At 61.3% G+C, this 19,681-nt stretch carries 35 protein-coding genes; all 35 read left to right on the plus strand.

Translation table 11 applies throughout. From position 1 onward, the window contains the following. Positions 1-141 (plus strand): elongation factor Tu (gene tuf, locus HY896_04510; protein MBI5575606.1); only part of this gene is annotated, 141 nt, incomplete at its 5' end. 40 nt (positions 142-181) lie between these two features. Then, complete coding sequence (gene rpsJ, locus HY896_04515; GenBank protein ID MBI5575607.1) at positions 182-490, plus strand: 30S ribosomal protein S10; 309 nt, start codon at positions 182-184, stop codon at positions 488-490. 57 nt (positions 491-547) lie between these two features. After that, positions 548-1,195 carry a 50S ribosomal protein L3 gene (gene rplC, locus HY896_04520; protein ID MBI5575608.1) on the plus strand — a complete coding sequence of 216 codons (648 nt, stop codon included), beginning with the start codon at positions 548-550 and terminating at the stop codon, positions 1,193-1,195. 10 nt (positions 1,196-1,205) lie between these two features. After that, on the plus strand, positions 1,206-1,826 hold the full coding sequence (gene rplD / locus HY896_04525) for a 50S ribosomal protein L4 (GenBank protein MBI5575609.1): 621 nt from the start codon (positions 1,206-1,208) through the stop codon (positions 1,824-1,826). After that, complete coding sequence (locus tag HY896_04530; protein ID MBI5575610.1) at positions 1,826-2,113, plus strand: 50S ribosomal protein L23; 288 nt, start codon at positions 1,826-1,828, stop codon at positions 2,111-2,113. The genes rplD and HY896_04530 overlap by 1 nt, the downstream gene beginning before the upstream one ends. A 28-nt stretch (positions 2,114-2,141) precedes the next feature. After that, entirely contained in the window at positions 2,142-2,963 is an 822-nt protein-coding gene (rplB, locus tag HY896_04535; GenBank protein MBI5575611.1) for a 50S ribosomal protein L2, read from the plus strand. A gap of 21 nt (positions 2,964-2,984) precedes the next feature. Next, positions 2,985-3,266 carry a 30S ribosomal protein S19 gene (gene rpsS / locus HY896_04540; GenBank protein MBI5575612.1) on the plus strand — a complete coding sequence of 94 codons (282 nt, stop codon included), beginning with the start codon at positions 2,985-2,987 and terminating at the stop codon, positions 3,264-3,266. A 21-nt stretch (positions 3,267-3,287) separates the two neighbouring features. Then, the gene (rplV, locus tag HY896_04545; GenBank protein ID MBI5575613.1) at positions 3,288-3,620 is read left to right on the plus strand and encodes a 50S ribosomal protein L22; all 333 of its coding nucleotides are present in this window, start codon (positions 3,288-3,290) and stop codon (positions 3,618-3,620) included. 24 nt (positions 3,621-3,644) lie between these two features. Further along, a complete protein-coding gene (gene rpsC, locus HY896_04550; protein MBI5575614.1) occupies positions 3,645-4,298 on the plus strand; it encodes a 30S ribosomal protein S3 in 654 nt (217 codons plus the stop codon). A 15-nt stretch (positions 4,299-4,313) separates the two neighbouring features. Continuing rightward, positions 4,314-4,724 carry a 50S ribosomal protein L16 gene (gene rplP / locus HY896_04555; protein MBI5575615.1) on the plus strand — a complete coding sequence of 137 codons (411 nt, stop codon included), beginning with the start codon at positions 4,314-4,316 and terminating at the stop codon, positions 4,722-4,724. 6 nt (positions 4,725-4,730) lie between these two features. Further along, positions 4,731-4,931: a 50S ribosomal protein L29 gene (rpmC, locus tag HY896_04560; GenBank protein ID MBI5575616.1), complete on the plus strand. Its 201-nt coding sequence runs from the start codon at positions 4,731-4,733 to the stop codon at positions 4,929-4,931. Between the two features lie 19 nt (positions 4,932-4,950). Further along, complete coding sequence (gene rpsQ, locus HY896_04565; GenBank protein MBI5575617.1) at positions 4,951-5,214, plus strand: 30S ribosomal protein S17; 264 nt, start codon at positions 4,951-4,953, stop codon at positions 5,212-5,214. A 25-nt stretch (positions 5,215-5,239) separates the two neighbouring features. Then, on the plus strand, positions 5,240-5,608 hold the full coding sequence (gene rplN / locus HY896_04570) for a 50S ribosomal protein L14 (GenBank protein MBI5575618.1): 369 nt from the start codon (positions 5,240-5,242) through the stop codon (positions 5,606-5,608). A 20-nt stretch (positions 5,609-5,628) separates the two neighbouring features. Further along, on the plus strand, positions 5,629-5,967 hold the full coding sequence (locus HY896_04575) for a 50S ribosomal protein L24 (protein MBI5575619.1): 339 nt from the start codon (positions 5,629-5,631) through the stop codon (positions 5,965-5,967). Positions 5,968-6,005: 38 nt separating this feature from the next. After that, positions 6,006-6,545: a 50S ribosomal protein L5 gene (rplE, locus tag HY896_04580; GenBank protein MBI5575620.1), complete on the plus strand. Its 540-nt coding sequence runs from the start codon at positions 6,006-6,008 to the stop codon at positions 6,543-6,545. A gap of 14 nt (positions 6,546-6,559) precedes the next feature. Further along, entirely contained in the window at positions 6,560-6,745 is a 186-nt protein-coding gene (locus tag HY896_04585) for a type Z 30S ribosomal protein S14 (GenBank protein MBI5575621.1), read from the plus strand. A gap of 9 nt (positions 6,746-6,754) precedes the next feature. Next, positions 6,755-7,153 (plus strand): 30S ribosomal protein S8, encoded by a 399-nt coding sequence (gene rpsH, locus HY896_04590; protein ID MBI5575622.1) that lies wholly within the window; start codon positions 6,755-6,757, stop codon positions 7,151-7,153. A 33-nt stretch (positions 7,154-7,186) separates the two neighbouring features. Further along, entirely contained in the window at positions 7,187-7,720 is a 534-nt protein-coding gene (gene rplF / locus HY896_04595) for a 50S ribosomal protein L6 (protein MBI5575623.1), read from the plus strand. A 48-nt stretch (positions 7,721-7,768) separates the two neighbouring features. Further along, positions 7,769-8,137 carry a 50S ribosomal protein L18 gene (locus tag HY896_04600; protein MBI5575624.1) on the plus strand — a complete coding sequence of 123 codons (369 nt, stop codon included), beginning with the start codon at positions 7,769-7,771 and terminating at the stop codon, positions 8,135-8,137. A 33-nt stretch (positions 8,138-8,170) separates the two neighbouring features. Continuing rightward, the gene (gene rpsE, locus HY896_04605) at positions 8,171-8,671 is read left to right on the plus strand and encodes a 30S ribosomal protein S5 (GenBank protein ID MBI5575625.1); all 501 of its coding nucleotides are present in this window, start codon (positions 8,171-8,173) and stop codon (positions 8,669-8,671) included. After that, positions 8,668-8,862 carry a 50S ribosomal protein L30 gene (rpmD, locus tag HY896_04610; GenBank protein ID MBI5575626.1) on the plus strand — a complete coding sequence of 65 codons (195 nt, stop codon included), beginning with the start codon at positions 8,668-8,670 and terminating at the stop codon, positions 8,860-8,862. The genes rpsE and rpmD overlap by 4 nt, the downstream gene beginning before the upstream one ends. Beyond that, a complete protein-coding gene (rplO, locus tag HY896_04615; protein ID MBI5575627.1) occupies positions 8,859-9,308 on the plus strand; it encodes a 50S ribosomal protein L15 in 450 nt (149 codons plus the stop codon). The genes rpmD and rplO overlap by 4 nt, the downstream gene beginning before the upstream one ends. Beyond that, positions 9,302-10,609 carry a preprotein translocase subunit SecY gene (gene secY / locus HY896_04620; GenBank protein MBI5575628.1) on the plus strand — a complete coding sequence of 436 codons (1,308 nt, stop codon included), beginning with the start codon at positions 9,302-9,304 and terminating at the stop codon, positions 10,607-10,609. The genes rplO and secY overlap by 7 nt, the downstream gene beginning before the upstream one ends. 8 nt (positions 10,610-10,617) lie before the next feature. Next, entirely contained in the window at positions 10,618-11,259 is a 642-nt protein-coding gene (locus HY896_04625; protein ID MBI5575629.1) for an adenylate kinase, read from the plus strand. A gap of 3 nt (positions 11,260-11,262) precedes the next feature. Next, entirely contained in the window at positions 11,263-12,012 is a 750-nt protein-coding gene (gene map, locus HY896_04630; protein ID MBI5575630.1) for a type I methionyl aminopeptidase, read from the plus strand. 28 nt (positions 12,013-12,040) lie between these two features. Beyond that, positions 12,041-12,259 carry a translation initiation factor IF-1 gene (gene infA, locus HY896_04635; protein ID MBI5575631.1) on the plus strand — a complete coding sequence of 73 codons (219 nt, stop codon included), beginning with the start codon at positions 12,041-12,043 and terminating at the stop codon, positions 12,257-12,259. A 12-nt stretch (positions 12,260-12,271) separates the two neighbouring features. Then, positions 12,272-12,385 carry a 50S ribosomal protein L36 gene (gene rpmJ, locus HY896_04640; protein ID MBI5575632.1) on the plus strand — a complete coding sequence of 38 codons (114 nt, stop codon included), beginning with the start codon at positions 12,272-12,274 and terminating at the stop codon, positions 12,383-12,385. A 39-nt stretch (positions 12,386-12,424) separates the two neighbouring features. Further along, on the plus strand, positions 12,425-12,808 hold the full coding sequence (gene rpsM, locus HY896_04645) for a 30S ribosomal protein S13 (protein ID MBI5575633.1): 384 nt from the start codon (positions 12,425-12,427) through the stop codon (positions 12,806-12,808). Between the two features lie 42 nt (positions 12,809-12,850). After that, positions 12,851-13,240: a 30S ribosomal protein S11 gene (rpsK, locus tag HY896_04650; protein ID MBI5575634.1), complete on the plus strand. Its 390-nt coding sequence runs from the start codon at positions 12,851-12,853 to the stop codon at positions 13,238-13,240. A 35-nt stretch (positions 13,241-13,275) separates the two neighbouring features. Further along, the gene (gene rpsD / locus HY896_04655; GenBank protein MBI5575635.1) at positions 13,276-13,902 is read left to right on the plus strand and encodes a 30S ribosomal protein S4; all 627 of its coding nucleotides are present in this window, start codon (positions 13,276-13,278) and stop codon (positions 13,900-13,902) included. 27 nt (positions 13,903-13,929) lie between these two features. Continuing rightward, the gene (locus HY896_04660; protein MBI5575636.1) at positions 13,930-14,937 is read left to right on the plus strand and encodes a DNA-directed RNA polymerase subunit alpha; all 1,008 of its coding nucleotides are present in this window, start codon (positions 13,930-13,932) and stop codon (positions 14,935-14,937) included. 26 nt (positions 14,938-14,963) lie between these two features. Then, complete coding sequence (gene rplQ / locus HY896_04665; GenBank protein ID MBI5575637.1) at positions 14,964-15,521, plus strand: 50S ribosomal protein L17; 558 nt, start codon at positions 14,964-14,966, stop codon at positions 15,519-15,521. 94 nt (positions 15,522-15,615) lie between these two features. Then, positions 15,616-17,601, plus strand: coding sequence for a ferrous iron transport protein B (gene feoB, locus HY896_04670; GenBank protein MBI5575638.1), 1,986 nt, complete (start codon positions 15,616-15,618; stop codon positions 17,599-17,601). A gap of 204 nt (positions 17,602-17,805) precedes the next feature. After that, positions 17,806-18,453, plus strand: a complete 648-nt coding sequence (locus tag HY896_04675) for a metal-dependent transcriptional regulator (protein ID MBI5575639.1) — start codon at positions 17,806-17,808, stop codon at positions 18,451-18,453. Beyond that, the gene (locus HY896_04680) at positions 18,428-19,675 is read left to right on the plus strand and encodes a PEGA domain-containing protein (GenBank protein ID MBI5575640.1); all 1,248 of its coding nucleotides are present in this window, start codon (positions 18,428-18,430) and stop codon (positions 19,673-19,675) included. The genes HY896_04675 and HY896_04680 overlap by 26 nt, the downstream gene beginning before the upstream one ends. Positions 19,676-19,681: the final 6 nt, after the last annotated feature.

Raw genomic sequence — 19,681 nt, forward strand, 5'->3', positions numbered from 1 at the left:
GAGATGGTCATGCCCGGGGACAACGTATCGATGACCATCGAGCTGATCGTTCCCGTGGCGATGGAGAAGGAATTGCGGTTCGCGATCCGTGAAGGCGGCCGGACGGTGGGCGCCGGGGTCGTCGCGGAAATCATAGAGTAGGCAGTACTCGGAAGATCAGGAAGGGGGAGAACCCGTGGCTATCGAGCATCAAAAGATCCGGATCCGGCTGAAAGCCTTCGACTGCAAACTCCTGGACAAGGCGACGGGAGAAATCGTCGAGAAGGCGAAACAGACGGGAGCCAAGGTGGCGGGTCCGATCCCTCTGCCTACGAAAATAGAGCGTTTCACCGTGAACCGTTCGCCGCACGTCGACAAAAAGAGCCGCGAGCAGTTCGAGATCCGCACGCACAAGCGGCTGCTGGACATCCACGAGCCGCCTGCGGCGACGATAGACGCGCTTATGAAGCTGGATCTGCCGGCCGGCGTTGAAGTGGAGATAAAGCTCTAAAAGTTTCGAAGGGCTTGAATCCGGAATCCAATGAACGAAACGGCGTAGGTGAGAGCCATGAAAACCGGAATATTAGGAAAGAAATTGGGGATGACCCAGGTGTTCGACGCCGACGGGAAGGTGATCCCGGTTACGGTGATCGAGGCGGGCCCCTGCACGGTGGTCCAGAGGAAGACTTCACGCGGCGACGGATACGACGCCGTCCAGATCGGGTTCGGTCCGAAGAAGGCCCAGCGGGTCGGCCAGCCGATGGTCGGGCATTTCCGAAAGGCGGGCAAGGGGGCGTTCGGGACGCTGAAGGAAGTCCGGATTCCCGCGGAGTCCCCCCTGGACGCGGGTCAGGAGATCCACGTCGACATCTTCCGTGAAGGGGACTTCGTCGACGTGACCGGGCAGAGCAAGGGGCGCGGGTTCACGGGGCTGATCAAGCGGTGGAATTTCCGCGGCGGACGCGCGACCCACGGCTCCATGTTCCACAGGGCGCCGGGCTCGATCGGCGCTTCGGCGTGGCCTTCGCGGGTCATCAAGAACATGAAGATGGCCGGCCACTACGGCAACGAGAAGGTGACCGTCCTTAACCTGAAGGTAGTCGGAGTCCAGCCGGAGAAGAACCTCCTCCTGGTGCGCGGCGCGGTTCCCGGGGCGAAAAACAGCCTGGTTTTCGTGCGGCATGCGGTGAAGAAGGTCGATTCCGCGGTTTCGTGAGGAGCTTGCAATGGCGATGATGGAACTGGTCGACAAGGAACGGCGGGTCAAGGAGACGGTCGAGCTGCCGGAGTCGGTGTTCGGGGCCGAGGTCAAGACGCACCTCCTGCACCATGCCGTGGTAGCGCAGCTCGCGGCGCGTCGTTCGGGAACGGCGTCCACCAAGACGCGGACCTATGTCTCCGGCGGAGGGAAGAAGCCGTTCAGACAGAAGGGGACCGGCCGGGCCCGCATGGGAAGCACCCGCTCTCCGCTCCTGCGCGGCGGGGGCACGGTGTTCGGGCCTCATCCGAGGAGCTATGACATAAAGGTGAACCGCAAGGCGATGAAGGCTGCGCTGCGATCCGCGCTGAGCGCGAAGGCGAAGGAGAACAAGCTGTTCCTGGTGGACGACCTGGAGCTGCCCGCACCGAGGACGAAAGAGTTCCTTAAAGTTGCGACCGCCCTTGGCCTTTCGGAAGCGCTGCTCGTGGTCGACGGGCCTTCGGAAAACCTGTCCCTGGGAATCCGCAACCTGCGGTCCTTCAAGGCATTGCCGGCCTCCGCCATCAACGTATACGACATCCTTTCGTACGACCAGCTGGTCCTCACCCGGCCGGCGCTGGACAGGATCGCGGAGGTGCTCGGATAATGAATCCCTCCGATATCCTGAAGCGGCCGCTGATCACGGAAAAGGCCACGCACATGAAGGGGACGGCGAACGCGGTTTCTTTCGAGGTCGACCGGCGCGCGAAGAAGAAGCAGATCCAGGAAGCCGTCGAGAAACTGTTCAAGGTGAAAGTAGAGGAAGTGCGGACGATGAACGTTTCCGGCAAGGTGAAACGCCGCGGCCGGACCGTCGGCCTGCGTCCCGGGTGGAAGAAGGCGATCGTCACCCTGAAGGCGGGCGACAAGATCGAGTTCTTCGAAGGCGTGTAAGGGACCGCAAGGGAAGGAGCGAATCGTCATGGGTATCAGGAAATTCAAGCCTACCTCTCCCGGCGTGCGGGCCATGACGGTCCTCACGAATGAGGAACTGACGGACAAGAAGCCGGAGAAGGGGCTTGTCGAGAAGAAGCGGCGCACCGGCGGGCGGAATAACCTGGGAGAGATCACCGTCTGGCACCGGGGAGGCGGCCATAAGAAGAAGTACCGGATCGTCGATTTCCGCCGGGACAAGAAGGGCATTCCCGCGAAGGTCGCCGCGATCGAGTACGACCCGAACCGCTCGGCGCGGATCGCTCTTCTCCATTACGTGGACGGGGAGAAGCGATATATCCTCTGGCCGGTCGGGCTTTCCGTGGGCGACACGGTGGTCGCCGGAGCCGAGGCCGACATCAAGCCCGGGAACGCCCTCCCGATCCGAAACATCCCGGTAGGCACGTTGGTGCACAACGTGGAGCTGAAGGTCGGCAAGGGCGGCCAGCTCGCCAGGTCCGCGGGAACCGTTGTTCAGATCCTCGCCAAGGAAGGGGCCTACGCACACCTGCGGCTCGCCTCCGGCGAAGTGCGGCTGGTCTTCATGGACTGCATGGCGACTATCGGGCAGGTCGGGAACCTGGACCATGAGCAGGTTTCCATCGGCAAGGCGGGGAGGAATCGCTGGCTGGGCCGCCGGCCGATCGTGCGGGGAGTGGCGATGAATCCCGTGGACCATCCCATGGGGGGCGGCGAAGGGAAAGCATCCGGTGGACGGCATCCCTGCACGCCGTGGGGAAGACCGACAAAAGGTTACAAGACGCGCAGCAATCCGTCTTCGGATCGATACATCGTCAAGCGCAGGAAATAACGGAGAAGGGGCGAGAATAAAGTGGCGCGATCCGTCAAGAAGGGGCCGTATGTGGAGGAAAGCCTGATGCGCAAGGTGCGCCGGGCCATCGAAACCGGAGAGAAAAAGGTCATCAAGACCTGGTCGAGGCGGTCGACCGTAATCCCGGACATGGTCGGTTACACCTTCGCCGTGCACAACGGGCGGAAGTTCATGCCGGTGTTCGTGACCGAGAACATGGTGGGGCACAAGCTCGGCGAGTTTTCCCCCACGAGGACGTTCCACAGCCATTCCGGAGACCGGAAGGCGAAGGTCAAGAAGTAGGGCGACCAAGGAGAGGATGCGATGGAAGCCAGGGCGACGGCGAGATTTGTCCGCGTGTCACCAAGGAAGGCGCGGCTTGTGGTTGATTTGATCCGCGGCAAGCGGCTCACCGAGGCGAAGACGGTGTTGAACCTCGCCAAAAAGGCATCGGCGTCGTTGGTGAAGAAGGTCCTCGATTCCGCGGTGGCGAACGCCGGGCAGACAGGCGTCATCGACCTCGACACGCTTTACGTGAAACAGGCGTACGTCGATCTCGGGGCCTCCCAGAAGCGGTTCCGCCCCGCGCCGATGGGGCGCGCGCACAAGTACCGCAGGAGAACGAGCCATATAACGATCGTCGTGGACGAGAAGTAAACGGACGAAGCCAAGGAGGCGGTTTTGGGACAGAAGACACATCCGTACGGACTGCGGCTGGGGATCATAAAGACCTGGAGGTCCCGCTGGTATTCGGAAAAGGAATACTCCAACTACCTGCAGGAAGACCTCAAGATCCGGACCTTCGTCAAGAACCGGCTGATCCATGCGGGAGTGTCCTCCGTCGAAATCGAAAGGAAGTCGAACCGGGTGCACGTAGTTATTTCGACCGCCAGACCCGGGATCGTCATCGGCAAGAAGGGGGCGGAAATCGAGAACCTGCGTAAGGACCTCCAGAAGTTCACGGACCGCGAGGTGTCGATAACGATCCAGGAAATCCGCAGGCCGGAAACCGACGCTCAGCTTACCGCGGAGAACGTGGCGATGCAGCTCGAGCGGCGTGTCGCCTTCCGGCGGGCGATGAAGAAGACCGTCCTCTCCTCGATGAAGCTCGGCGCGAAAGGGATAAAGATCCAGGTCGCGGGACGTTTGGGCGGCGCGGAAATGGCGCGCACCGAGTGGTACCGGGAAGGCCGGGTCCCACTGCACACGCTTCGGGCCGACATAGATTACGGATTTGCGCAGGCACGGACCACCTATGGAACGATCGGCGTGAAGGTATGGATCTACCGCGGAGAAGTCCTGCCGTCCGCCGCACAGGCTCCGAAAACCGAATAGGGGAGTGAAAGTCCGATGCTGGCACCGAAGAGGGTAAAGTTCCGCAAGACGCAGAAGGGGCGGAGGCGGGGGAACGCGCAGGCGGGTAACACGCTCAATTTCGGCGATTACGGCGTGAAGGCCACCGACGCCGGGTGGATCACCTCCAGGCAGATCGAGGCCGCCCGCGTCGCAATGACCCGGTTCATCAAGCGGGGCGGCAAGATATGGATCCGGCTCTTTCCCGACAAGCCGATAACGAAGAAGCCGGCGGAAACGCGAATGGGAAAGGGGAAGGGCGCCCCGGAAGAATGGGTCTGCGTCGTGCGTCCGGGACTTGTCCTGTACGAGATCGAAGGTGTCGACGAGGCGACTGCCCGCGAGGCGTTCCGCCTGGCCGCGCACAAGCTGCCGATACAGACGAAGTTCCTCTCGAGGGAGGGGTAGAAACCGATGAAGCGCAAAGATCTGAAGGAGCTTGCCGCGGAGGAACTGAAGCAGAAGGAAAAGGAGCTTCGGGACGAGATCTTCCGGCTGAAGATGAAGCGGGCGGCATCCGCCCTCGACAACCGGATGCTTATACGCAACCGCAGGAAGGACCTGGCTCGCGTCATCACGTATCTTGGGCTGAAATCTGAAGGAAAGGCACAATAAGATGGCTTCGGAGACTTCGATGAAGAAGCGCGGGATAAGGAAGAACAAGGTCGGAACGGTGGTGAGCGACCGGATGGACAAGACGGTGGTCGTCCGCGTGGAACGTCTGGTCCCGCATCCCGTCTACAAGAAATACGTCAAGCGCCGCACAACCTACAAGGCGCACGACGAGACGAACGAATACCGCGTGGGCGACAGGGTGGAGATCGTGGAGACCCGCCCTGTAAGCAAGGAAAAGTGCTGGAAAGTGAAGCGGCTGATCGAACGGCCGGTGGTCCGGTAATCACGAAAGCGGGAGAGCAGGCGCCATGATCCAAATGCAAACCATGCTGGACGCCGCCGACAACTCCGGGGCAAAGCGTCTCTGTTGCATCAAGGTCCTGGGAGGCAGCAAGCGCAGATACGCCGGGGTCGGCGACATCATCGTGGTCAGCGTCAAGGAAGCCATACCCCACGGGAAGGTGAAGAAGGGGGACGTCTACAAGGCCGTGGTCGTAAGGACCACGAAAGAGGTGGGGCGGCAGGACGGCAGCTACCTGCGGTTCGACCAGAACTCGGCGGTTCTTATCAATCCGCAGATGGAGCCGATCGGCACCCGTATATTCGGGCCGGTGGCGCGCGAGCTCCGGGCGAAGAAATTCATGAAGATCATATCCCTGGCGCCCGAAGTGCTGTGAGGCGGGGGGGAGAGGAAGCGATGGCCGAGGGAACGCTGCATATCCGGAAGAACGACATCGTGAAGATAATGTCCGGCAGGGAGAAGGGCAAGGTAGGCCGTGTCCTGAAAGTCGACCGGGAAAAGAGCCGCATCCTCGTCGAGAAGCTGAACATGGTGAAGCGCCACGTTAAGCCCGGGAAGACGAATCCGCAGGGCGGGATCATAGAGAAGGAGGCTCCCCTGGCCTTTTCCAACGTTCTTGTCATGTGCGGGAAATGCAACAAGCCGACGCGCATCGCCATGAAGATAGACGGGTCAGGAGAGAAGCACCGTACATGCAAACGGTGCGGCGACATCATCGAGGAAAAGAAAAAATAGCGAGCCGCCGCCGGACCGGCGGACGGGGGTGTTCGGATATGCCAAGGCTTCAGGATCATTACAAGACGGACGTCGTTCCAAAGCTTAAGGAAAAGTTCCGGTACGCGAACGCGATGCAGGTTCCGAAGCTTTCCATGGTCGTGGTCAACATGGGGTTGGGTGAAGCGATCGAAAACGTGAAGATCCTCGATTCGGCCATGGACGAGATCGGTGTAATCACCGGCCAGAAGCCGGTCATCACGAAGGCGCGGAAAAGCATTTCGAACTTCAAACTTCGGGCGGGGGTCCCGATCGGAGTGAAGGTAACCTTGCGACGGGACCAGATGTACTTCTTTCTCGACAAGCTGTTGGCAATCGCCCTCCCCCGCGTGCGCGACTTCAAGGGGGTTTCGCCAAAGGGTTTCGACGGGCGTGGGAACTATACCCTCGGCATCAAGGAACAGATCATATTCCCGGAAATAAACTACGATAAAATAGACAAAATAAAAGGCATGAACATTACGATTGTAACCACAGCCCGCACTGACGAGGAGGGGCTTGAACTTCTTCGCCTCCTCGGCATGCCGTTCCGGGCATAAGAGGAGGGCAGGAGTTGGCAAAGAAGTCGATCATCGCCAAGTCGAAACGGGAACCGAAATTCGGGGTCCGGAAATATAACCGTTGCCCGCGCTGCGGAAGGCCGAGGGCGTTCTACCGGAGGTTCAGGCTTTGCCGGATCTGCCTCCGGGAACTGGCGCTCAAGGGAGAGCTTCCCGGCGTGGTCAAGGCAAGCTGGTAGGAGGAAAATATGCCCGTCAACGATCATGTCTCGAACCTGCTTGCCCGAATCCGGAATGCCCAGATGGGCCGGTTCGACCAGTTGGAATTGCCCTCCACGCGTGTGATCGAGAACATCGCACGCATCCTGAAAGAGGAGGGGTTCATCAGGAATTTCCGGGTGGTCGCGGAAAAGAACCAGCCCTCGCTCAAGATCTTCCTGAAGAACGTGCCGGAAGCGGGATACGCGATCAAGGGGATGCGGCGGGTCAGCAGGCCCGGGCGCAGGGTTTACGTCGGAAAGGACGAAATTCCGGTGGTGAAGAACGGTTTCGGCATCGCCATCGTTTCCACGTCGAGAGGGGTGATGACCGGGGAAAAGGCCCGGAAGTTCACGATCGGCGGGGAACTGCTCTGCAAAATCTGGTAGGCGATCGCCGGGTTTCTCTCTTGGAGGAATGAGATGTCAAGAATCGGCAAGGTGCCAGTGGTCATACCGTCCGGCGTAACCGTTCAGGTCGATAACGGCAACCTGACGGTATCCGGGAAAAAAGGGAAGCTCTCGAGGCCGGTCCCTTCCCAGGTCGTCGTGAACGTATCGGGGGACAAGGCCGTGGTGTCCGTCGCATCGGCGGGCAGCGGGAACCTGTACGGGATGTACCGCACGATCCTGGCCAACATGGTCAAGGGCGTGACGGACGGATTCACGAAAACCCTGGAGATCGTCGGCGTCGGCTATAAGGCCGAGGCGAAGAAGGGCTCGCTGCAGCTCGCGCTCGGGTACTCCCACCCGGTCGTGTTCGCGCTGCCCGACGGGATCAGCGCCGAGGTGGAAGCCAACACGGTGGTAAAGATCGGCGGGATAGACAAGGAACTGGTCGGGGAGACCGCGGCCCGTATACGCTCCCTCCGCAGGCCGGACGCCTACAAGCTGAAGGGCGTCAGGTACCGGGGCGAACGGCTCGTCAAGAAGGTCGGCAAGGCGGCGGGCAAGTAAGCGGACGGAAGCCATGAACGGAATACAGGGGACGGAGCAACAATAGCCATGAGCCAGACCAATGCTCGCGAAGTCGCACGGCAGAACCGGAAATCGAGAGTCCGGAAGAGGATCTTCGGGACCGAGCAGCGTCCGCGATTGTCGGTTTTCCGCAGCGCAAAGCACATCTATGCCCAGCTCGTGGTGGACGCCACGGGGTCGACGGTGCTTGCGGCATCCACCCAGAGCCCGGAAATCCGCGGAGAGATCGCGGGGCTCAAGAAAAGCGAAGCGGCGAAGAAGGTGGGCGAGCTGCTCGGCAGGAAGGCCGTCGAACTGAACATCCGGAAGGTGGTTTTCGACCGCAACGGGTTCCTCTACCACGGGCGGATCAAGGCCCTTGCGGACGGAGCGCGGGAGTCGGGGCTGGAATTCTGACGCTTTGAAACGGCGGGATACAGGGAGGGTCGTTTGAAGAGAGTGAATCCGGAAGGACTGGACCTGAAAGACCGGGTGGTGCACATAAGCCGCGTGGCCAAGGTCGTCAAGGGCGGACGGCGGTTCTCGTTCAGCGCCGTCGTCGTCGTGGGAGACGGCAACGGGCACGTAGGCACGGGGCTCGGGAAAGCGAACGAAGTGCCCGACGCCATACGGAAAGCGGTGCAGAACGCGAAGCGGACGCTCGTCGAGGTCCCCCTTGTGAACGGCACGATCCCGTACGAAGTCATCGGGGAATTCGGCGCGAGCCGCGTCGTGATCCGGCCGGCCTCCCCCGGGACCGGGGTCATCGCCGGAGGCGGGGTTCGGGCCGTCGTCGAGTCCGCGGGCATTTCGAACATCCTCACCAAGTCGCTGGGCAGCAACAACCCCCACAACCTGGTGAAAGCAACCATCGAAGGCCTGGCGCAGCTTAGGACCTCGGAACAGATCGCAGGCGTGCGCGGGCCGAAGGAAGAAGAGGCGTCGGCATGAGCGGAATGCTGAAGATCACGCTGGCGAAGGGATTGAGCGGCAGGCGCGAGTCTCACCGGCGTGTTGTGGAAGGGATGGGGCTCACCCGCCTCAACCGGTCCGTGATCCTGAAGGACACCCCCGAGATCCGTGGGATGGTGGAAAAGGTCAAGTTCCTTCTCCGTGTGGAGGAGGCGGGAGAATCCAAATGAAACTTTCCGATCTGAGGCCCGCCAAGGGGGCCAGGAGCGCGAAGAAAAGGGTCGGCCGCGGGCAGGGTTCCGGCCTCGGGAAAACGTCCGGCCGCGGCCACAAGGGACTGCGCGCCCGCAGCGGGGGCGGAACGCCGCCGGGATACGAAGGCGGGCAGATGCCGTTGCAGCGGCGCCTTCCGAAACGGGGGTTCACCAATCTTTTCCGGAAGGAATACACGATCGTCCACGTGAAGGACCTTAACCGGTTCGAAGCCGGGTCGGTGGTCGATCTTGCGTCGCTCATGGCGGCCGGCCTCGTCAAGAAAGCCCTTGACGGAGTGAAGCTGCTTGCCGATGGAGAGCTTGACCGTCCGTTGACGGTCAAGGTAGACCGCGCCAGCCGCGCAGCGCGCGAGAAGATCGCCGCCGCCGGCGGGACGCTCGAGGTGTCTTCCCCTTGCTGACGGGCTTCCAGAACATAACGAAGGTCCCGGAACTCAAGAAGCGCATCCTCGTTACATGCGCGCTGCTGATCGTGTACCGGATCGGCGTGTATATTCCCACGCCGGGAATCGACAACCAGGCGCTTTCATCGATCTTCGCCAGCCAGGCCGGGACGCTCTTCGGGTTGATCGACATGTTTTCGGGGGGCGCGCTAAGCAGGTTCTCCATCTTCACTCTGGGCATCATGCCGTACATCAGCGCGTCGATCATCCTGCAGCTCCTGACCGTCGTGATCCCCCAGTTGGAGAAATTGTCGAAGGAAGGCGAGCTGGGTCGCAGGAAGATAACCCAGTACACGCGTTATGGAACGGTCCTTCTCTCCCTAATCCAGGGGACGGGAATCGCCGTAGGACTCGAGAGCGTCGGCACGGGCGGCACTTCCGTCGTGTACCACCCCGGATGGGAGTTCAGGCTGCTGACGGTCCTTACGCTTACCTCCGGCACCGCGTTCATCATGTGGCTCGGGGAGCAGATCACGGAACGCGGGATCGGAAACGGGATTTCCCTCATCATCTTCGCGGGCATCGTGGCCCGATTCCCCAGCGGACTGGTCCGGACGATGACGCTGATCCGCACGGGAGAAATGTCGCTCTTCATCGGCCTCTTCATCCTTATCCTCATGGTCGGAGTGGTCGGCGTCATCATCTACTTCGAGCGGGCCCATCGCAGGATACCGGTCCAGTACGCACGCCGTATCGTGGGACGCCGGGTGTACGGCGGGCAGAGCACGCACCTCCCTCTCAAAGTGAACACGGCAGGCGTGATCCCTCCCATCTTCGCCTCGTCGATACTGCTGTTCCCGGCGACGCTGGCCAGCTTCATCGCGCACCCGATTACGAAGCGGATCTCCGATGCGCTGACCCCGGGGAGCTTCGCATACGAGGGCCTCTACGTCGCGTTCATAATCTTCTTCTGCTATTTCTACACGGCGGTAACCTTCAACCCGGTCGACGTAGCGGACAACATGAAGAAGTACGGCGGCTTCGTCCCGGGCATCCGGCCGGGAAAGAAGACGGCGGAATACATAGACAGGATCCTGACCCGCATCACGCTGGGCGGCGCCCTGTACGTCGCCGTCATCTGCGTACTGCCGAGCATACTGATTTCCCGCTTCAACGTCCCGTTTTACTTCGGCGGAACGGGCCTCCTTATAGTGGTGGGCGTAGCCATGGACACCGTACAGCAGATCGAATCGCACCTCATCACTCGCCATTACGAAGGTTTCCTCAAGAAGGGACAAATCAAGGGGAGGAGGGCATAAGGCCTATGTTGGGAATCATCCTGCTGGGGCCTCCCGGCGCCGGAAAAGGAACGCAGGCGAAGAAAATCTCCGTCGATTTCTCCGTTCCTCAGATTTCAACCGGAGACATGCTGCGCGAAGCCGTGAAAAACGGGACGGAGATGGGGAAAAAGGCGAAGACCTTCATGGACGCGGGCGGCCTGGTTCCCGACGAGGTGGTCATCGGCATAGTAAAAGACCGGCTTCAGGCGGCGGATTGCGCGAAAGGGTTCATCCTCGACGGATTTCCGCGGACCATCCCCCAGGCGGAGGCCCTCGACCGGGTCACGAAGGACCTGAAAAAGGAAGTTCGCGTTGTGCTTTCACTCGAAGTGGATGAAAACGAACTTATGGAACGCCTCTGCGGGCGGCGTACGTGCACCGGGTGCGGCGCGATGTACCACGTTAAGTTCAACAGGCCCAAGGCGGACGGAAGGTGCGACAAGTGCGGCACGTCCCTAATCCAGCGGGATGACGACAAGGAAGAGACGATAAAGGCGAGGCTCGTGAACTACAAGAAGATGACCGAGCCGCTTCTGGCGTATTACCAGGGAACCGGGAAGATCCGCTCCGTAATGGCCACGGGAGATATCGGAGATATCTACGCGAACATCGCGAAGCTTCTGCGGTAACGAATGATAATCATAAAGTCGCCCCGGGAGATCGAGGCGATGAGGCGTGCCGGCGCCATCGTCGGCCGGTTCTTTGAAGAAGTGAAACAGTTGATCCTGCCGGGAGCCACGACGTACTCCCTCGAGGAATTCGCGGAGGAATACGTGTCGCGGCATGGCGTCAGGGGGGCGTTCAAGGGATACCTGGGATATCCCGCCAACCTGTGCACGTCGGTCAACGAGGAAGTCGTTCACGGCATCCCTTCCCGGAAGAAAGTACTGAGGGACGGGGATATCGTAAGCATCGATTTCGGAGTCGTGCTGGACGGGTACTACGGCGATGCGGCAAAAACCTACGCCGTAGGGGGCGTGCCGGAAGCCTCCCTGAATTTGATGCGGGCGACCGATGCCGCCCTGGCCAGGGGTATCGAGGCGTCGATACCGGGAAACCGGCTCGGCGACATCTCGGCGGCCGTGCAGGAAACGGCGGAAGGCGCAGGGTACTCGGTTGTGCGTGATTTCGTCGGCCACGGAATCGGCAAAAGCATGCATGAGGAGCCGCAGGTTCCCAATTTCGGCGTACGCGGTACAGGTCCGAAACTGTCGGCAGGCATGGTCCTGGCGATCGAGCCGATGGTAAACGAGGGAGACTGGCAGGTAGAGGTCATGCAGGACGGCTGGACGGTGGTCACCAGGGACCGCAAGAGGTCGGCGCACTTCGAGCACATGGTCGCCGTGACGGATGAAGGCGCCAGGATCCTCAGCATTCCCTGAAGCGAAGGGGAGGAAAAGAAAGGAGAACATGGCGAAGGAAGAAGCCATCGAAGTCGAGGGGACGGTCATCGAACCCCTCCCCAACGCCATGTTTCGCGTGGAACTGGACAACAAGATGAGGGTTCTCGCGCACATTTCGGGCAAGATGAGGATGCATTTCATAAAGATCCTCCCGGGCGACCGGGTCACGGTGCAGCTGACGCCGTACGACCTGACGCGCGGCCGGATCGTTTACAGATCGAAGTAAAGGGGCTTCGCGATGAAAGTCAGGCCGTCGGTGCGCAAAATGTGCGTGAAGTGCAAGGTGGTCCGGAGAAAAGGCGTCGTCCGGATCCTCTGCGAAAACCCGAAACACAAGCAGCGCCAGGGCTGATAGCGCAAGGCGCGGAACGCAAAGGGCCAGGAGGGGCATTTGGCACGAATAGCAGGAGTGGATATCCCCAAGAACAAGAAGATCGGGGCCGCGCTGTCCTACATTTACGGCATCGGGCCGACGACGGCGATGAAGATCCTCGAGGAGGCGAGAGTGTCCGCGGACACCCGGACCAATACGCTCACCGAGGATCAGGTCGCTCGAATCCGGGACGTCATCGACGCGAACTACCGCGTCGAGGGAGACTTGCGCAAGGAAGTCTCCATGAACATCAAGCGCCTGATGGATCTCGGCACGTACAGGGGGCTGCGGCACAGGAAAGGGCTTCCGGCGCGGGGGCAGCGCACGCACACGAATGCAAGGACGCGCAAGGGCCCGAGAAAGGGCGCGGTCGCAAGGAAGAAGGAACCCACCAAGAAGTAGGAAGAGAACCTTCCCGCCGCACGGCGGGAAACCGGAGGAAGGATGGCAACGCCGAAGAGGAAAGGAAAGCGGAAGGTCCGGAAGAACGTCCCCGTGGGCATGGCCCACATAAAGGCGACCTTCAACAACACGATCATCACGATAACAGATCCGGACGGGAACACCCTGGCGTGGTGCAGCTCGGGATCGAAGGGGTTCAAGGGGTCGAGGAAAAGCACTCCGTTCGCCGCCACGGTCGCGGCGGAGGAGGTGGCGAAGAAGGCGATGGAATGCGGATTGAATACCGTGTCCGTGCATATAAAAGGGCCGGGCTCCGGCAGGGAAGCGGCGCTGCGCACTCTGCAGGCCGCGGGCTTGAAGATCAATTATATCCGGGACGTGACGCCGATTCCTCACAACGGGTGCCGGCCGCCGAAGCGGCGCCGGGTGTGAACAAAGGGCGTACATAAGGAACAGGAGGAAGGGATTTGGCCAGGTATCGCGAAGCGGTATGCCGGCTCTGCCGGAGAGAGGGCATCGAACTCTACCTGAAGGGAGACCGCTGCTTTACGGACAAGTGCGCGATCAAGCGGCGGGGTTATCCCCCCGGGCAGCACGGGCAGCGGCGTCCCAAGCACAGCGATTACGGGGTACAGCTCCGGGAGAAGCAGAAGGCCAAGCGCATTTACGGGCTCCTGGAGAAGCAGTTCCGGAACTACTTCGAAAAGGCCGACAGGATGAAGGGGAAGACGGGCGACAACCTGCTGATCCTTCTGGAGCGCCGGCTGGACAGCGTGGTCTACAAGCTGGGATTCGCGCAGACGCGCAGGGAGAGCAGGCAGCTCGTGCGGCACGGGCACTTCAAGGTCGGCGGACGCAAGGTGAACATCCCGTCGTTCCTCGTTTGCACCGGTGATGTCGTGGAACTCCGGGAAAAGAGCCGGAAGATCCCGACGCTCAACGAGGCGCTGGAGGCCGTGGTCCGCAAGGGGATTCCTCCCTGGCTCGAGCTGGACCGGGAGAACTATCGCGGGTCGGTCAAGACGCTGCCTTCGCGCGCGGACATCAAGGAGCCGATCCAGGAGCAGCTGATCGTGGAACTTTACTCGAAGTAAGCATTCCGGGGCGAAGAAGGGGGCACCATGTTCCAGCGAAATTGGAAGCAGTTGATAAAGCCGAGGCGCATCGAGATCCAGTCCGATTCGGCGACCTCGGATTACGGAAAATTCGTGGCCGAGCCCCTCGAAAGGGGCTACGGTACGACATTGGGGAATTCGATTCGAAGGATCCTCCTGTCCTCGCTCCAGGGGGCGGCGATCACGTCGGTGCGGATCGAAGGGGTGCAGCACGAGTTCTCCACCATCGTGGGGGTAGTGGAGGACGTCACGGATATAGTCCTCAACCTCAAGGAGATCCGGCTGAGGATGCATTCCCCGGAGCCGCGGAACCTGTACGTGGAAGCCAAGGGACCCAGGAGGGTCAAGGGGTCCGACATACAGCCCGATCCGATGATCGAGATCCTTAACAAGGATCACCATATCGCGGAGCTATCGGAGAACGCGACGCTGAAGATGGAAATGACCGTACGGATGGGCAAAGGGTACGTGCCCGCGGAACGGAACCTCGAGGAAGGCGCGCCGATCGGCACGATCCCCATCGACGCCATCTTCTCCCCGATCCGCAAGGTGAATTTCACGGTGTCGAACGCACGCGTGGGGCAGCAGACCGATTACGACAGGCTGACGCTGGAGGTGTGGACGGACGGTTCCATCCTGCCGGCCGACGCCGTGGCCTATGCGGCGAAGATACTGAAGGACCAGTCGACGGTGTTCATCAATTTCGACGAGGAGGCGGAGCTGCCCGACGAACCGGCCCACCTGGAAGGCGGGGCGGTGAACGAGAACCTCTACAAGCCGGTAGAGGAGCTCGAGCTTTCGGTACGGGCATACAACTGTCTCAAGAACGCGGACATAAAGTACATCGGCGAACTGGTCCAGCGTTCCGAGCAGGAGATGCTCAAGACGAAGAACTTCGGCAAGAAGAGCCTGAACGAGATCAAGGAAGTTCTCCATGGGATGGGATTGTCGCTCGGGATGAAGGTAGAGAGCTTCACTCCGGAGAAGTTCAGCCCGGCAAGAGAAGAAGACTGACAAATCAGGATATACGGGGAAGCAACATGCGTCACGCCATGGACCACCGGAAACTGCGCCGCAATCCGTCACACCGGAAGGCGATGCTCAAGAACCTGATGAACTCGCTGGTTCGATCGGAAAGGATCGAAACCACCGTCGCAAGGGCTAAGGAGCTCCGCCGGCTCGCGGACAGGCTGATCACCCTCGGGAAAAAGGAAACGATGCACGCGAGGCGGCTCGTCTTCTCGATGCTCGGCGACAAGAAGAACACGGAGAAACTGTTCGGAGGGCTTGCAGGCCGGTTCTCGGAGCGCGCGGGAGGTTATACCAGGATCATCCGCACGGGGTTCCGGGCGGGGGACGGCGCTGAGATGGCGTTCCTCGAATACCTTCCGATAGAGGAGAAGAAGGCCGGAGCGAAGAAGGGGAAGAAGAAGGCGGCCGGCAAGGGCAAGGCCGGAGCGGCCAGGCCCAGGACCGCGAAACCGGCGGCGAAGAAGGAAGCCGCCGTGAAGGGCGCGGAGAAGGAAGAGGGTGGGAAGCCTTCCGCGAGAAAAAGGGCCGCAAAGCCCAAAGCCGGGAAAATGCCCGAAAACGAATAATCGATTTCAATATAACGGATAATAAACAAAAGGCGCCTTGGGCGCCTTTTGTTTAGGGGCCGATTTCAAATACCGCACGGTCGGCGGCGAATCTATGCAGCAAACGGATCGCAATCCGATTCATGTACATGCCATGCCGCCCGGCAAGGTAATACTTGTAGGCAACCCCAACGTCGGGAAAAGCGTGGTCTTCGGATACCTGACGGGCAGGTACGTGACCGTTTCCAACTATCCCGGGACGACGGTCGAGATCACCAGGGGCGAGGCAAGGGACAGGGGTAACGTTTTCGAGGTAATCGATACCCCGGGCGTATATTCCCTTCTCCCGATGTCCGAGGACGAACGGGTCACCCGGGACATCCTTATGGCCGAGCCCGCCGCGCGTATCATCCAGGTCTGCGATGCGAAAAACATGCGCAGGTCCCTCATGATCACCCTTCAGCTTGCGGAGATGGGCCTCCCCGTCGTCCTTGCCGTCAACATGGCCGACGAGGCGATGGCCCGCGGCGTCATGCCCAGGCTGGATGAACTGGAAAAGAAGATCGGCATGCCCGCCGTGCCTACCGTCGCGATCAGGAAAAAGGGCGTTGACCGCCTCATCGGATTGTCGGAGAGATCGAGTCCGTCCGATCTGCGGATTTCGTACGGCGAAAAGATCGATACCGCCGTCTCGGGCATGGAGGCGCTTATTCCCGAACATGCGCCGCTCGGGAAGCGCGCCCTTGCACTGATGCTTCTGTGCGGCGACGATTCCCTTACGCCCTGGCTGGCGGAAAACGTGAAGGGCGAAAAAATCCGGAAGATGAACGCCATCCGGAACCGGCTCGTGGAGGAAACGGGTGAGGACGTCGCGTACAGGGTCAACCAGTTCCGGCTTCAGTGGATCGACTCCATACTCGACGAGGCCGGAGAAGAACCCTCCGGCGCAAGGGGCACCGACTGGACGCAGGTCTTCGGGCGGTACGCCATGGACCCGGTGTACGGCATGCCCATCCTTCTCGGAGTCCTGTTTCTCGCCTATGAATTCGTAGGCGTTTTCGGAGCCAAATATCTCGTGGACCTCCTGGAGGGGAGCGTGTTCGGGAAGGGGATCGTCCCGGCGGTTTCCTGGCTCGCCGAGCGGACCGTCCCGTGGGCGATCGCGAGGGACTTCCTCGTCGGGCCTTACGGGATGATCTCCATGGCGCTTTCATACGCCATCGCGATCGTGCTTCCTATCGTGGGCACTTTTTTCCTCGGGTTCGGTATCCTGGAAGATTCCGGATACCTGCCTCGACTCGCCGTCATGGTCGACCGCGTGTTCAAGCGGATCGGTTGCAACGGGAAGGCGGTGCTTCCCATGATCCTCGGGCTGGGTTGCGACACCATGGCCACGCTGACGACACGGATCCTCGAGACGCGCAAGGAACGGGTCATAGTGACGCTTCTCCTTGCCCTGGGCATTCCATGCTCTGCGCAACTCGGCGTGATCCTGGGGATGCTGGGGAAAGTCGGCCCCGCGGCCACCTTGACGTGGGTGGCCGTCCTGCTTGGCGTCATCCTCGCCGTCGGCTGGCTCGCGTCGAAGGTCATCCCGGGGGAGTCCGCGGACTTTATCCTCGAGATTCCGCCCATCCGCTTGCCGCAGCTCGGCAATCTCGCCGTCAAGACGATGGCGCGGATCGAATGGTACCTGAGGGAGGCGGTTCCCCTGTTCCTGCTTGGGACCTTCATCCTTTTCGCCGCCGACCGTTTCGGGTGGCTGCTGTGGCTGCAAAAAGCCGCGGAGCCCCTCGTTGTCGGAGCCCTGGACCTCCCGCCGAAGACCGCGGAGGCGTTTCTCATCGGTTTCCTGCGCCGGGATTACGGCGCAGCCGGGCTGTTCGACATGGCGAGGGCCGGGCTTCTCACCAATCTCCAGGTCGTCGTGAGCCTCGTCACCATAACGCTTTTCATCCCTTGCCTTGCGAATTTCCTCGTTATCGTGAAGGAGCACGGTTCGAAAGTCGCCGCGGGAATGGCGGCGTTCATATTCCCGTTCGCAATCCTGGTCGGGGCGCTCGTGAATTACGCGGCGAAAAAAATGGGGATCGCGTTCTGACGCGGGTGATGACTTGAATATCAGGTGCCCGCTTTGCCAATATGAAATAGACCCGTCCCTGGCGGGATGCAGGACCGGCTGTCCCATGGGAAAGAGCTGCTCGCTGGTCTGCTGTCCGAGGTGCCGTTATTCGTTTCCCATGCCGGAATCGAAAGTCGTGAATTTTTTGAAGTCCCTCTTCGGGGCAAGGAAAGGAACCCGGCCATGACCGAGTACGGGCAGGACGAAATCCTGGAGCTGATCTGGACGCTGCGGGAGGAGAACTGCTCCTCGAAACGGCGGCTGCTGGAGCGGTCCGAAGAGGAGCGTCCTGAAGGGATATTGGAGGAGTTGCGCGCGGCGGGACTTGTCGACGCGGCGGAGGACGATATTCGTCTTACGCAGGCCGGAGAAGAGAGGGCTCGGGGGATCATCAGGCGCCACAGGCTTGCGGAAGTGCTGCTGCAGAACCTCTTCGACCTCGATCCGTTCCAGATGGAAAGCAGCGCGTGCAAGTTCGAGCACATCCTGACCACCCAGGTGACCGACAGCGTCTGCTCGTTCCTTGGGCATCCGCCGGTCTGCCCTCACGGGAGGGCGATCCCGCGCGGGGAATGCTGCGACCGCATCCGGGCGGATGTCCAGCCTCTCGTGACCCGCCTTTCCGACGCCGCGCTCGGGGACGGCGTGCGCATCGTCTTCATCACCCCGAAATCAAGGAAGCGGCTCGAAAAACTGAGCTCGCTCGGTATCGTTCCGGGAAGCAGCCTGCGGCTTCTCCAGAGGAACCCCTCCTTCGTGCTGCAGATAGGGGAAACCACGGTCGCGGTGGACAGGGACATCACGGATGAGATCTACGTCAAGCGCGCGTAGGGGGCTCGCCCTTTTCCTGTGCGTCCTGTTCGCCCTGCAGGGGGCAGGGACGGCGGGATGGGCGGCCGCGGAACGCCCTCCCGAACCATGCCTGCTTCTCAAGCTGTCTTCCCCTTCAGTTCCCGAGGATTTCGCGCGCGGGCGGATGGCGCCTTTACCGGCATTGCTCTTGAGGGAGTTGAACGTCCGATGGGTGGCCCCTCCTGCCGCTGCGGTCCCGCCGGACATCAAGGCGGCGTTTCCCGATGCGGACGACGCCTCGCTCGACGGAATTTCGAGGACATTGGCCGATGCGCTTCGCCAGATGGACCGGATGGAGATGCGGGAGGCCGAGCGCTCATTGTCCAAGGCCGAGAACGACGTGAGAAAGTTCCGCATCGGCGTCGGAACCAGGCCCCTTCTGGCGGAAATTTTCATGAGGCGCGGGCAGATGAAGCTGTGGGAAGGAAATCCGGCGGGAGCGGAGGAGATGTTCGCGCGGTCCCGGGCCATGCGCAACGATTTTTCGCCGGACCCTGCCCTGTTTTCGCCGTCCTTCCTGGAAGTGTGGGAACGCTCGAAACACCGCCCTGCCCCGGAGGCGGAGCTTCTCGTCCGATCCATCCCTCCGGGCGCTTCCGTTTCGGTCGACGGAACGCAGCGCGGCGCTACTCCCTGCAGGATCCGGGTGTCCTGCGCGGGACCGGTGCGTATCAGGGTGTCCCTGGCGGGTTACCAGGACGTGGAGAAGGCAGGCCAGTGGCTGCCGGGGGATTCCGAATCCCTGGAATGGATCCTCGGCCGCGATCGCATCGCCACGCTTGGGGATTTGATTGCCGCCGCACCCGACGGAAAGGGGACCGGGAAACTTTTACACGAGCTTGCATCCGCGGCGGGCGCCTCCCGGACGGCCTTGGTGGTGCTGGAGGACCGCAAGGGGAAAACCGTCGCGCGCGTCCTTTCCTCCGGCGGCGGAGACGCGGATCCCGCGCTTCTTGGAGAGTTCGAATGGCCGCAGGGTGACGACGGAATCGAAGAGGCGGCAGGCGTGGCTGCGAAGCTCCTGCGCGATGCCGGATGGCCCCCCGCCAAGGGCAGCCCGTCGGACCCCGATTCACCGTGGTACCATAAGTGGTGGATATGGGTCTTCATCGGAGCGGTGGCGGTCGGCCTGGCGGCAGGCGGAGGAGGAGGGGGAGGAAGCTCCGGCGGTTCCTCCGGGACGATAGGCGTTTCGTTTTGAGCACGC

This window comes from Deltaproteobacteria bacterium, from assembly GCA_016218975.1.
Classification (GTDB): Bacteria; Desulfobacterota; Deferrimicrobia; order Deferrimicrobiales; family Deferrimicrobiaceae; genus JAENIX01.

Excerpts from the sequence above, each read along its gene's own strand:
- rplC (MBI5575608.1), top strand. The coding sequence starts at position 548 with ATGAAAACCGGAATATTAGGAAAGAAATTGGGGATGACCCAGGTGTTC.
- rplD (MBI5575609.1), top strand. The coding sequence starts at position 1,206 with ATGGCGATGATGGAACTGGTCGACAAGGAACGGCGGGTCAAGGAGACG.
- HY896_04530 (MBI5575610.1), top strand. The coding sequence starts at position 1,826 with ATGAATCCCTCCGATATCCTGAAGCGGCCGCTGATCACGGAAAAGGCC.
- rplB (MBI5575611.1), top strand. The coding sequence starts at position 2,142 with ATGGGTATCAGGAAATTCAAGCCTACCTCTCCCGGCGTGCGGGCCATG.
- rplV (MBI5575613.1), top strand. The coding sequence starts at position 3,288 with ATGGAAGCCAGGGCGACGGCGAGATTTGTCCGCGTGTCACCAAGGAAG.
- rplP (MBI5575615.1), top strand. The coding sequence starts at position 4,314 with ATGCTGGCACCGAAGAGGGTAAAGTTCCGCAAGACGCAGAAGGGGCGG.
- rpmC (MBI5575616.1), top strand. The coding sequence starts at position 4,731 with ATGAAGCGCAAAGATCTGAAGGAGCTTGCCGCGGAGGAACTGAAGCAG.
- rpsQ (MBI5575617.1), top strand. The coding sequence starts at position 4,951 with ATGAAGAAGCGCGGGATAAGGAAGAACAAGGTCGGAACGGTGGTGAGC.
- rplN (MBI5575618.1), top strand. The coding sequence starts at position 5,240 with ATGATCCAAATGCAAACCATGCTGGACGCCGCCGACAACTCCGGGGCA.
- HY896_04575 (MBI5575619.1), top strand. The coding sequence starts at position 5,629 with ATGGCCGAGGGAACGCTGCATATCCGGAAGAACGACATCGTGAAGATA.
- rplE (MBI5575620.1), top strand. The coding sequence starts at position 6,006 with ATGCCAAGGCTTCAGGATCATTACAAGACGGACGTCGTTCCAAAGCTT.
- rpsH (MBI5575622.1), top strand. The coding sequence starts at position 6,755 with ATGCCCGTCAACGATCATGTCTCGAACCTGCTTGCCCGAATCCGGAAT.
- rplF (MBI5575623.1), top strand. The coding sequence starts at position 7,187 with ATGTCAAGAATCGGCAAGGTGCCAGTGGTCATACCGTCCGGCGTAACC.
- HY896_04600 (MBI5575624.1), top strand. The coding sequence starts at position 7,769 with ATGAGCCAGACCAATGCTCGCGAAGTCGCACGGCAGAACCGGAAATCG.
- rpmD (MBI5575626.1), top strand. The coding sequence starts at position 8,668 with ATGAGCGGAATGCTGAAGATCACGCTGGCGAAGGGATTGAGCGGCAGG.
- rplO (MBI5575627.1), top strand. The coding sequence starts at position 8,859 with ATGAAACTTTCCGATCTGAGGCCCGCCAAGGGGGCCAGGAGCGCGAAG.
- map (MBI5575630.1), top strand. The coding sequence starts at position 11,263 with ATGATAATCATAAAGTCGCCCCGGGAGATCGAGGCGATGAGGCGTGCC.
- infA (MBI5575631.1), top strand. The coding sequence starts at position 12,041 with ATGGCGAAGGAAGAAGCCATCGAAGTCGAGGGGACGGTCATCGAACCC.
- rpmJ (MBI5575632.1), top strand. The coding sequence starts at position 12,272 with ATGAAAGTCAGGCCGTCGGTGCGCAAAATGTGCGTGAAGTGCAAGGTG.
- rpsK (MBI5575634.1), top strand. The coding sequence starts at position 12,851 with ATGGCAACGCCGAAGAGGAAAGGAAAGCGGAAGGTCCGGAAGAACGTC.
- HY896_04660 (MBI5575636.1), top strand. The coding sequence starts at position 13,930 with ATGTTCCAGCGAAATTGGAAGCAGTTGATAAAGCCGAGGCGCATCGAG.
- rplQ (MBI5575637.1), top strand. The coding sequence starts at position 14,964 with ATGCGTCACGCCATGGACCACCGGAAACTGCGCCGCAATCCGTCACAC.
- feoB (MBI5575638.1), top strand. The coding sequence starts at position 15,616 with ATGCAGCAAACGGATCGCAATCCGATTCATGTACATGCCATGCCGCCC.
- HY896_04675 (MBI5575639.1), top strand. The coding sequence starts at position 17,806 with ATGACCGAGTACGGGCAGGACGAAATCCTGGAGCTGATCTGGACGCTG.
- HY896_04680 (MBI5575640.1), top strand. The coding sequence starts at position 18,428 with ATGAGATCTACGTCAAGCGCGCGTAGGGGGCTCGCCCTTTTCCTGTGC.